We start from the raw sequence: 9,772 nt of genomic DNA, 5'->3' as shown, positions 1-9,772 counted from the left end.
TGCTTTAAAATATCATTTTCCATTTTCAACTTTTGGTTTTCTTTTCTAAGCTTAATCAGCTCATTATCTTCTGGGGTTCTGTTGTCTTTTTCCTTAAAAGAGCCAGTAGTTTTACTCCTTTTAATCCAGGAATTAAAGGCAGTATGAGTTAGGTCATATTCAGCCATAATTTCTTTTTTGGGCTTACCACTTTCATAGAGTTTTACCATTTGATCTTTAAATTCATCCGTATAGGTTCTTCTTTGTCTTTTAGCCATGTAAACCTCTCCTTTTCTACTTATTAATTTACATGACCTTATCTTTATTGTCCAATTAAGTGTAACCTATCCAGCTTCATAGCCAATTATCGAATGTTTTTTAAGATCCAAAATGGTGGCTGAAAATATGTTTCATTATTACTTATTTTAAGTAATTGCTCTGAAATGATAATAACATCACTCCTCTTGTCTTTTTATACAAAAACCGCAGCTTAATACTGCGATTTGTCTTGTACTTATATATTTATTATTGCCGTATATTAAATTTTTTTTGTTGCTTGCCATCTTAGTATTATATATAGTGTATACAAGCATAATTCCAATTTTTAATAATAAAAATGCAAAAAAAATTATTTGGCTACTACCTACTATTAATATCGTAATTAAGAAAAAAAGCGTTAACGAACCCAGAGCTATGAAAAAATTCCCAGTTACTTTTTGGATATTTTTTTCCCTAATATTTTTTTTTGATATTCCTGCTAAAAAAATTTTTTTAGTTCTCTCCGAGAGATTATTTTCATTTTTTATAAGAATACCAATTACCAAACATATAATAGCAATACCAGCTAATAAAATAACAAGAAGATGCCACATTATTTTCACCACCCCTTCTTTAATCTTGACTGTCTTTATTACAAAATAGCTGATATTTATACCTAAAGCAAATAAGAAAATGTAATCTTACCACAACACTCTAAAATGTTGAGTGCTGTGGTAAGTACTAATACGTATCGTATATTTGCTTCTTTTCAGGGCTCAGTCACACTTTAATTATGTAATGTCCAGATACTCCCTCTTACTGTGCACTTTGCTGCATGTGTAATATATTGGATTGTCAACAGTAAACTAGACAACTTAATTCTAGTTGCTTTACACTCAACCTCACACTTTTTTGGTATTTTCACACCAAGCTTACAGGTATTAATTTCAAAATCATCATTATTTAGCTTATTGATGAATTCAATAATTTCTATAAAAGTTTTATCTTGGACGTTATAGTGAACATAATACCCTATCTTCTCACCAACAATAATACCTGCCTCTTTAAGAACTTTTAAATGTTGCGAAACTGCTGCATCAGAAATAGCTAGATGCTTGGCAATACCCTTAGCACATATTCTTCTACTGGCAAGTATAATCAATATTTTAAGCCTTGTTTCATCACCCAATGCTTTAAATATTTGTGCAATATTAGCCATTGTTCCCTCCTTTGGTTCTGATTAAGCTTCTGCTTAATCAGGTTGTGTATGACTTAATTATATTTGTCAAGAAAGACTATCTAGTAAACCGAAACCAGGTCCTTGATATTATCCAATGTTTTTGCTCCTATTCCCGACACCTGAGTCAGCTGATCAACGCTGTTAAAATTTCCATTTTGCTCTCTATATGTCACAATTCTATCTGCTAAGACAGGTCCAATGCCAGGCAGCTTGTCCGCTAGCTCTTGAGCTGATGCATGATTTAAGTTCACCAATCCTCCAGAAGAGGAAGCATTAGAATGATTTACTTGCAGTATCTCTATATTCTCATCTCCCTGCTCTGGCACTATAATCTTACTACCATCTTGCACTATTGCAGCCAAATTTAAAGCGTGAAGCTCAGCTTCTGGCTTGGGTATTGCTTGCTCTACTGCCACATTCACCCTAGAGCCCGCTTCTATTTCATAGAGTCCAGGATTTTCAACCGCTCCCGATACATGCACATAGATAAGTTGAATTTCTTGTTCTGATTGTATTTCTTCATCATTTATCTCCTCTGCTTCCACAATGACTGAGTTGCTCTCTTGGGCTGCGGCAGGCAGTTCCTGCTGACTTTGACCGTATTTGTAACCACCGTAAAATATTAAAACTAACAATAGACCTGCTACTATTTGTATTTGCGTTTTACTTGCATTCACTATAAATCACCCCTTATATTTCATTATATGACAATAAATTACAAGAGGCAATATGCAAATTTAACTTCCATTTTTTTGAATACATAAAAAGCATGATTTTATTGCATTATAAAAAAGAATGGATAATAGAAAGGGGGGGTTATTTATGTCAACTATCAAATGTAGAGTTGAAGAATGTTTTTATAACAACAGTGATATATGCCAGGCTTCAACAATTGAAGTAAAGTCTAGAACTAAAGACCATATTGTAAGCAATACAGATGATACTGCTTGCGAAACCTTTGCTTCTAAAACTAAAAAGTCTTAATTTATATTTTTAAAGGGCAGCCCACAGGGACTGCCCTTTTGCTATTATTTAGCTACAACTATATTGACTAATTTATTTGGAACTACTATTACTTTCTTTACTTCCTTGCCATCAATATGGAGCTTTACTCTTTCCTCTTCCATTATGGCAGCTTCAATTGCTGCTTTATCTAATCCTGCTTCAATATCAATGCGCTCTTTTACTTTACCATTTACCTGTACCACTATTGTAACCTTATCTTCTTTTAATGCTTTTTCCTCATAGTTTGGCCAGCTTTGGTCATGCACACTACCTTTATTGCCTGTTTGCTCCCACAGCTCTTCGCATAAGTGAGGTGCAAAAGGTGCTAATAAAAGCACTGTTGCGTTGATAGCTTCTTTTACTACAGCTGCATTCTGCTCTTTTGCCTTGTCTTTGTAGTTATAGATACCATTAACCAACTCCATTACTGCACTAATTGCAGTGTTAAAGTTAAATCTAAGAGATATGTCATCAGTAACCCGTTTGATAGTATTATGAGTCAAGCGATGAAGGTCTCTATCCATCTCATTAAGTTCTTCCGTTTTGATATTAACTTCTACCCCATTAATTTCATCTGCAAAGCTTGCAGCAATACGCCAAACTCTATTTAAGAACCTATAGCACCCTTCTACAGCCTGGTCACTCCACTCTAAATCTCGCTCTGGTGGAGCAGCAAATAATATAAATAGTCTAGCCGTGTCAGCGCCATACTTTTCAATTATTTCCTCTGGACTTACCACGTTTCCTTTTGATTTTGACATTTTCGCGCCATCTTTTAAAACCATACCCTGAGTCAACAGGTTTTCAAAAGGCTCGTCCATTTTAACCAAGTCCATATCATGAAACGCCTTCATGAAAAAACGTGCATACATCAAGTGCAAGATTGCGTGTTCTACACCACCGATGTATTGATCCACATTCATCCAGTAATCTACATCTTCTTTTGAAAACACCTCTGTATCATTTTTAGGCGAACAATACCTTAAAAAATACCAAGATGAGCAGACAAAAGTATCCATAGTATCAGTTTCTCTCTTAGCAGGAGCATTACATTCTGGACAAGTTGTGTTAGCAAAGTCCTCATGATATTTTAGTGGCGATTCCCCAGATGGCTTAAATTCCACCTCTGTTGGCAATAGCACTGGTAGCTCTGAATCAGGAACTGGAACAGCCCCACACTTGTCGCAGTAAATAATGGGAATTGGGGCACCCCAGTAGCGCTGACGAGAAATTAACCAATCTCTTAAGCGGAAATTAACTTCCCGGTTACCTGCGTTAATTTCTTCTAATTTATCTGCAATAGCCTTTTGAGCTTCAGAAACAGTCAAACCATTAAATTCACCAGAATTAACCAGTTTTCCATCTTCTGTATAAGCTTCTGCTAAAGCTTCCTCTACTTGCCCCCCTGGCCTTATTACCTCTCTGATTGGAAGTTGATATTTAGTTGCAAAGTCAAAGTCTCTTTGATCATGAGCTGGAACCCCCATAACTGCTCCTGTTCCATAGTCCATTAGGACGTAATTTCCTATTAGGATGGGAACTGTCTCTCCATTCAGGGGATTTACTGCTTCCGCTTCTAAAATAATTCCTTCTTTTTCTAAATCTGTAGAAGTTCTATCAATATGACTCATACCACTTATTTTTTTAACAAAAGCTCTCACTTCTGCTTCATTTTTAGAGCCCGCTATAAGCTTCTCCACCATAGGGTGCTCTGCAGCCAACACCATGTAAGTAACCCCAAAAACTGTATCATGCCTGGTAGTGTATACTGGTATTTTATCTTCTGTTCCTTTAACCTTAAATTCAATTATTGCTCCCTCACTGCGGCCAATCCAGTTTTTCTGCATGGTCGTAACTTTCTCTGGCCACCCGGGTAGTTTATCTAAATCTTGCAATAGCCTGTCAGCATAATCAGTTGTTTTGAAGAACCACTGTTCTAAATTTTTCTTTGCCACTTCTGCTTCACAGCGCTCACAGCTACCATCAACTACCTGCTCATTAGCCAGCACTGTTGCACAAGAAGGGCACCAGTTTACTGCAGCTTCTTTTTTATAAGCTAAATCTTTTTTGTATAACTGGAGAAAAATCCATTGGGTCCACTTATAATAGTCTGGATAACAGCTGGCAACTTCTCTATCCCAGTCATAACTGATTCCAATCTGTTTTAATTGGTTTCTCATGCTCTCTATGTTTTCTGTAGTCCATTGAGCTGGAGGTACATTATTTTTGATAGCCGCATTTTCAGCGGGCAGACCAAAGGCATCCCAACCCATTGGATGAAGAACATTGTAACCCTGCATGGTCTTAAATCTAGCCACCACATCCCCGATGGAGTAGTTACGCACATGACCCATATGAAGTTTTCCCGAGGGATATGGGAACATTTCTAGAGCATAATACTTCTCTTTACTATTATCTGTTTCAGTTTTGTGTTGCTTTCGTTCGTCCCACAACTGTTGCCACTTAGGCTCTAATTCTTTAAAGTTATATACTTGGTCCATCTTAATCCTCCTCATTCTCTTAATTAAATATCAAAAAAGCCCTCATCCATTATTAGGACGAGAGCTTGTCTTACCTCGCGGTACCACCCAATTTGATTAAGTAAAATGGTGGAGCTGGCGGGAATTGAACCCGCGGCCTCTTCCATGCCAAGGAAGCACGCTCCCACTGCGCCACAGCCCCATACTTAAACCACTTATCTGATAACGGTCAGCTTCCGGTTCGAGCTAGTCTAGTACTTGACTCGAACTGCTCCCAGGCGAGTTCACTAATCAGCCTCTGCTGTTTTGCACCACCCAACAGCTCTCTGTTTTTCAGCATCACTAGTTACTACTCCTGTTCTTAGCATTTCCCTTTATTTATTAATACAAGCTTTATTATAGTAATTTCGGAAAAGCTTGTCAAGCTATTAACTCTCTATTTCACTTATTACATCCGCATCTCCCCATAGTCGCTCTAAATCGTAAAATAGACGCTCCTCTCGCTGGAATATGTGAACTACTACTGAACCATAATCTAACAAAATCCACTTGCCTTCTCTTATTCCCTCTTTTCTCAAGGGCATCTCCTCTATTGTGCCTAGCACATTTTCTGCAATTGCTTTTGCGTGAGTCTCTGAATTGCCTGTACATATAATAAAATAATCTGCTATTAGAGATATTCCACTAATATCTAATAAAGTGACATCTACTGCTTTTTTATCCTCCACAGCGTCTTTTGCTATAACCGCCAATTCCTTTGAATCCTTTATCAATATTCTACCCCCTGCTTTCCATATCTTTTATTTTTTGATAATAATTTATTGCACGTATAGATTGAGGATGAATTATCATCCCCTTATTTAGATTATATGATATTGTTTGCTTTAAAATCAATACTGTTATTTCATTGAGTGCCATTTTTCTCTCTGCTCTTTCTCTAATCTCATCAATACAAGGAAAATCCCTACTAGGTTCTATTACATCTGAAATATATATTACCATTTCCATTAAAGACATTCCCGGTCTACCTAAGGTATGATGTGCAATTGCGTTTAAGATATCTTGTTCTGTTATATCTAAGTCTCTTTTAACCAATAATGCTCCCACAGATCCATGTAGTAATAAGGGATTTTCCTCCTCCACTTGGTCAGTTACTAGTCCTGCTTCTGTAGCTATTGTAAGAAGCTTTTCAGGCTCTATTTCTCTAGCATAATCGTGGAGCAATCCTGCTATATAAGCCTTTTCTCCATTCACCCCATATATCTTTGCTAACTTTTCTGCCGTAGCTGCTACAGCACAGGAGTGGGCATACCTTTTTGGGCTCAACCTTCCTTTTATCACTTCTTGTAATTTTCTATTCTCCAAATCTATCCCACCCATGCAATTGTTTTTAAAAAAGAAAACCCCCTAAGCTTAGGAGGTATATCATACTAGTCTCTTGCTTTAGCTTCATTTACTGTCAACACTCGCCCCTGAAACTCAGAGCCATTCATAACCTCAACCATCTTCTCCATGTCTTCATCCTTCACTTCTACAAAACCATAGCCTCGAGAACGCCCAGTTTCTCTGTCCTTAATAATCCTACTGCTAACCACTTCACCATGTGCCGCAAAGGCCTCTGATAGCTCTTCAACTGTAGTGCCCCAAGGCAAATTACCTACGTATAGTGTTCGAACCAAAACATTCACCTCACCGTTATTGGAATAATAGCTTTTGTACAAATAGTATTCTGCAATTTCTGCTATTATATACTATAAATATATTCGGTGTTTATATATGTAGTTTTCAACATTCTCAGGCAATAAATACTTGATTGGATCTCCTTTTCTGATCCTTGTTCTAATATCAGTAGAAGATATGGCTAATGCAGGAACTTGAAAAGGAATTATCTTCTGACACAATTGTTGTGGTAATTTTTGAGATAATTTATCTTGCAAGCCTTCTAGATTAAATCCAGGTCTAGTAGCAGCAATAAAAGTACACTGTCGCAATAAATCTTCTACTCTTTTCCAAGTTAAAATTTCTAATATGGCATCTCCACCAGTAATGAAATAAAGTTCGGCCCTACCTTTGTATTTTTCATTAAATTGAGCTACCGTATCCACAGCATAGGAGTGACCCTCTCTATCAATCTCCATCCTAGATACATCAAAGTACCTATTAGTGGTAGTGGCCAACACTGTCATCAGGTATCGATGATGAGACTCAGTTATATTTTTCTCTTGTTTGTGCGGTGGTCGCCCTGAAGGAACATACACTACCTTGTCTAAATTAAACTCTTTTCTTGCGGCTTCCCCGGCTACTAGGTGACCGTAGTGCACTGGATCAAAGGTGCCTCCCATAATTGCAATTTTAAGTTTACGTCTCATACAGCTACTCCTAACTTCTAATTTGCCCATCGCCGTAAATAATAAATTTAGTTGAGGTCAATTGCTCTAACCCCATTGGACCTCGAGCATGAAGTTTTTGCGTACTGATACCTATTTCTGCTCCAAAGCCAAACTGAAATCCGTCTGTAAACCGAGTTGAAGCGTTGACATATACCGCAGCAGCATCTACACCTTGGAGAAACTTGCGTGCTGTTGTATAGTTTTCTGTAACTATAGCTTCCGAGTGCTTAGTTCCGAATTTATATATGTGCTCCATAGCCTCATCCACATCATTCACTACTTTTATTGCTAATATTAAATCTAAATACTCTGTGGCAAAGTCCTCTTCAGTTGCCTCTTTTAAACCTGATACAACCTTTTCAGTAGCATTGCACCCTCTCAGTTCCACTCCTGCTTTTTTAAGTTCCTGTGCAAGACCTGGTAATACCTTCTCAGAAATATCTTTGTGCACTAACACTGACTCGCAAGCATTACAAACACCTGGTCTTTGAGTTTTTGAGTTTACTGCTATTTGAACAGCTTTATTTACATCTGCATCTTTATCAATATAAACGTGACAGTTACCTACACCAGTCTCTATCACTGGAACTGTTGCATTTTCCACTACTGTCTTTATAAGTCCTGCTCCCCCTCTGGGAATTAGCACATCTAAGTATTGGTTCATCTTTAGCATTTCATTTACAGCCTGACGATCCGTAGTTTCAACCAGCTGAATACAGTACTGGGGAGCTCCAGCTTCTTCAGCAGCTTGGGCAATAATCTGTGCTATAGCCTTGTTGGAGTTTATAGCCTCTGAACCACCTCTTAGTAAGATAGCATTACCCGTTTTCAGACATAATCCTGCAGCATCCACAGTTACATTCGGTCTAGATTCGTAGATAATCCCAATAACCCCTAGTGGCACTTGAACTTTTCCCACCTGAAGCCCATTAGGTCTTGTCCACATGGACAACACTTTGCCAACAGGATCCTCTAATTGAACAAGCTCTCGCAGTCCAACCGCCATATCCTTTATTCTCTCTGGAGTTAACAGTAGTCTGTCCAGCAAGTATCTAGAAAGCCCCTTCTCTTCCCCTGCGGCAATATCTAGCTTGTTGGCTTCAATAATCTGGTCACTCATATTTTCTAATCTATCTGCCATATTCATTAGAGCTTGGTTCTTTATTTCAGTAGATGTAGTAGCCATTTTATGAGCCGCTGCTTTTGCTTGCTTGCCTTTAGTCAGTATTTCTTCTCTCACATACAGTCCTCCTCAAAAGTATTAAACTTTCACAGTAAGGTTGTCCCTGTGAATCACTTCATCATAATCCTTATATCCTAGAATTTCTTCTAGTTCTTGAGTATTATGTCCTTTTATTTTCTTTATTTCCTGTGAGGAGTAGTTAACTATACCTCTAGCCAACTCCGTTCCCGCAGTATCTATAACACAGACTACATTTCCCATTTCAAACTGCCCCTGTACGTCTATGATTCCTATGGGCAAGAGGCTTTTGCCCTTTAACACAATAGCCTTACTAGCCCCAGCATCTACAACAATTCTACCAGATATATCTGAACCATAAGCAATCCATCTTTTACGGCTGTGTAGTTTGTTTTCTTTAGAAACAAAAAGCGTGCCCGGTATATTACCCTCCACTATTTGCTGAAGAACACCTCTTTCACTGCTATTTGCAATAATCATAGGTATACCCGAATTGATTGCAATTTTGGCAGCTAAAATCTTGGTCATCATGCCACCAGTCCCTAGGTCTGAGCCACTACCCCCAGCTAACTCCACAATTTTATCATCTATTTCTGATACTACCCGAAGGCGCTCCGCATCCTTGTTTGTTCTGGGGTCACAAGAATAAAGTCCATCTATATCCGATAAAATAATAAGTAGATCTGCATCAACCAAACCAGCTACCAATGCTGCTAGGGTATCATTATCGCCGAACCTAATCTCATCTACAGCAAGCGTATCGTTTTCGTTAATAATAGGAATTGTGTTCCATCTTATCAAGGTAAGAAGTGCATTTCTAGCATTTAAGTACCGCTTGCGAGCTGCTAAGTCTTCTCGGGTCAATAGCACTTGTGAAACTACTTGACCGTATTCATTAAAGAGTTTTTCGTACATATGTAACAGTATTCCTTGACCTATTGCTGCTGTAGCTTGCTTTTCCGGAATTGTCTTTGGCTTTTCTACAAAACCCATCTTGCCCATGCCTGCGCCTATAGCGCCGGAGCTCACTAAAATAACTTCTAACCCTCTATTATGTATATCTGCAATCTCCCTAGTTAGCTTCTCTATTTTTAATAAATTGAGTTTACCATTTTCATGAGTAAGGCTACTAGTTCCCACTTTAATTACAATTCTTTTGGCACTGGCCAACGTTTCCTGTCCTAGCGCTTTCACTTATATCACCTGGTTCCTACTTTGT

The 9,772-nt window shown here is 38.0% G+C and carries 12 protein-coding genes and 1 tRNA gene; 1 reads left to right on the top strand and 12 read right to left on the bottom strand.

Annotated elements, in window-relative coordinates:
* The 4 genes from GGQ84_RS11310 to GGQ84_RS11295 all read right to left on the bottom strand — a co-directional run.
* On the bottom strand, positions 1-257 hold a 257-nt coding region (locus GGQ84_RS11310), incomplete at its 3' end, for a transposase (protein ID WP_429162711.1).
* Between the two features lie 177 nt (positions 258-434).
* The gene (locus GGQ84_RS11305; protein WP_429162709.1) at positions 435-851 is read right to left on the bottom strand and encodes a hypothetical protein; all 417 of its coding nucleotides are present in this window, start codon (positions 849-851) and stop codon (positions 435-437) included.
* A 173-nt stretch (positions 852-1,024) separates the two neighbouring features.
* Entirely contained in the window at positions 1,025-1,456 is a 432-nt protein-coding gene (locus GGQ84_RS11300) for an ArsR/SmtB family transcription factor (protein WP_429162707.1), read from the bottom strand.
* Positions 1,457-1,536: 80 nt separating this feature from the next.
* Positions 1,537-2,154 (bottom strand): helix-hairpin-helix domain-containing protein, encoded by a 618-nt coding sequence (locus GGQ84_RS11295; protein WP_429162706.1) that lies wholly within the window; start codon positions 2,152-2,154, stop codon positions 1,537-1,539.
* Between the two features lie 145 nt (positions 2,155-2,299).
* Between GGQ84_RS11295 and GGQ84_RS11290 the strand changes: the two genes are divergently transcribed.
* A complete protein-coding gene (locus GGQ84_RS11290) occupies positions 2,300-2,461 on the top strand; it encodes a DUF1540 domain-containing protein (protein ID WP_429162704.1) in 162 nt (53 codons plus the stop codon).
* A 44-nt stretch (positions 2,462-2,505) separates the two neighbouring features.
* Here GGQ84_RS11290 and leuS read toward each other — a convergent pair whose 3' ends face one another.
* The 8 genes from leuS to proB form a co-directional block, all read right to left on the bottom strand.
* Positions 2,506-4,983 (bottom strand): leucine--tRNA ligase, encoded by a 2,478-nt coding sequence (gene leuS, locus GGQ84_RS11285; RefSeq protein WP_429162702.1) that lies wholly within the window; start codon positions 4,981-4,983, stop codon positions 2,506-2,508.
* Positions 4,984-5,089: 106 nt separating this feature from the next.
* Positions 5,090-5,164, bottom strand: a tRNA-Ala gene (locus tag GGQ84_RS11280).
* 226 nt (positions 5,165-5,390) lie between these two features.
* Positions 5,391-5,735 carry a ribosome silencing factor gene (rsfS, locus tag GGQ84_RS11275; protein ID WP_429162700.1) on the bottom strand — a complete coding sequence of 115 codons (345 nt, stop codon included), beginning with the start codon at positions 5,733-5,735 and terminating at the stop codon, positions 5,391-5,393.
* 4 nt (positions 5,736-5,739) lie between these two features.
* Positions 5,740-6,327 carry a bis(5'-nucleosyl)-tetraphosphatase (symmetrical) YqeK gene (yqeK, locus tag GGQ84_RS11270; RefSeq protein ID WP_429162698.1) on the bottom strand — a complete coding sequence of 196 codons (588 nt, stop codon included), beginning with the start codon at positions 6,325-6,327 and terminating at the stop codon, positions 5,740-5,742.
* A 65-nt stretch (positions 6,328-6,392) separates the two neighbouring features.
* On the bottom strand, positions 6,393-6,641 hold the full coding sequence (locus GGQ84_RS11265; protein WP_429162696.1) for an RNA recognition motif domain-containing protein: 249 nt from the start codon (positions 6,639-6,641) through the stop codon (positions 6,393-6,395).
* 72 nt (positions 6,642-6,713) lie between these two features.
* Positions 6,714-7,331, bottom strand: coding sequence for a nicotinate-nucleotide adenylyltransferase (gene nadD, locus GGQ84_RS11260; protein ID WP_429162695.1), 618 nt, complete (start codon positions 7,329-7,331; stop codon positions 6,714-6,716).
* A gap of 10 nt (positions 7,332-7,341) precedes the next feature.
* Positions 7,342-8,598: a glutamate-5-semialdehyde dehydrogenase gene (locus tag GGQ84_RS11255; protein WP_429162712.1), complete on the bottom strand. Its 1,257-nt coding sequence runs from the start codon at positions 8,596-8,598 to the stop codon at positions 7,342-7,344.
* Between the two features lie 15 nt (positions 8,599-8,613).
* Positions 8,614-9,747, bottom strand: a complete 1,134-nt coding sequence (gene proB / locus GGQ84_RS11250; RefSeq protein ID WP_429162693.1) for a glutamate 5-kinase — start codon at positions 9,745-9,747, stop codon at positions 8,614-8,616.
* Positions 9,748-9,772 lie beyond the last annotated feature (25 nt).

The sequence above is a fragment of the Desulfitispora alkaliphila genome, from assembly GCF_050433185.1.
In the GTDB taxonomy this organism is placed as follows: domain Bacteria; phylum Bacillota; class Desulfitisporia; order Desulfitisporales; family Desulfitisporaceae; genus Desulfitispora; species Desulfitispora alkaliphila.
The sequence above is the reverse complement of the archived record's forward strand: the minus strand, read 5'-3'. Positions and strand labels throughout refer to the sequence as shown.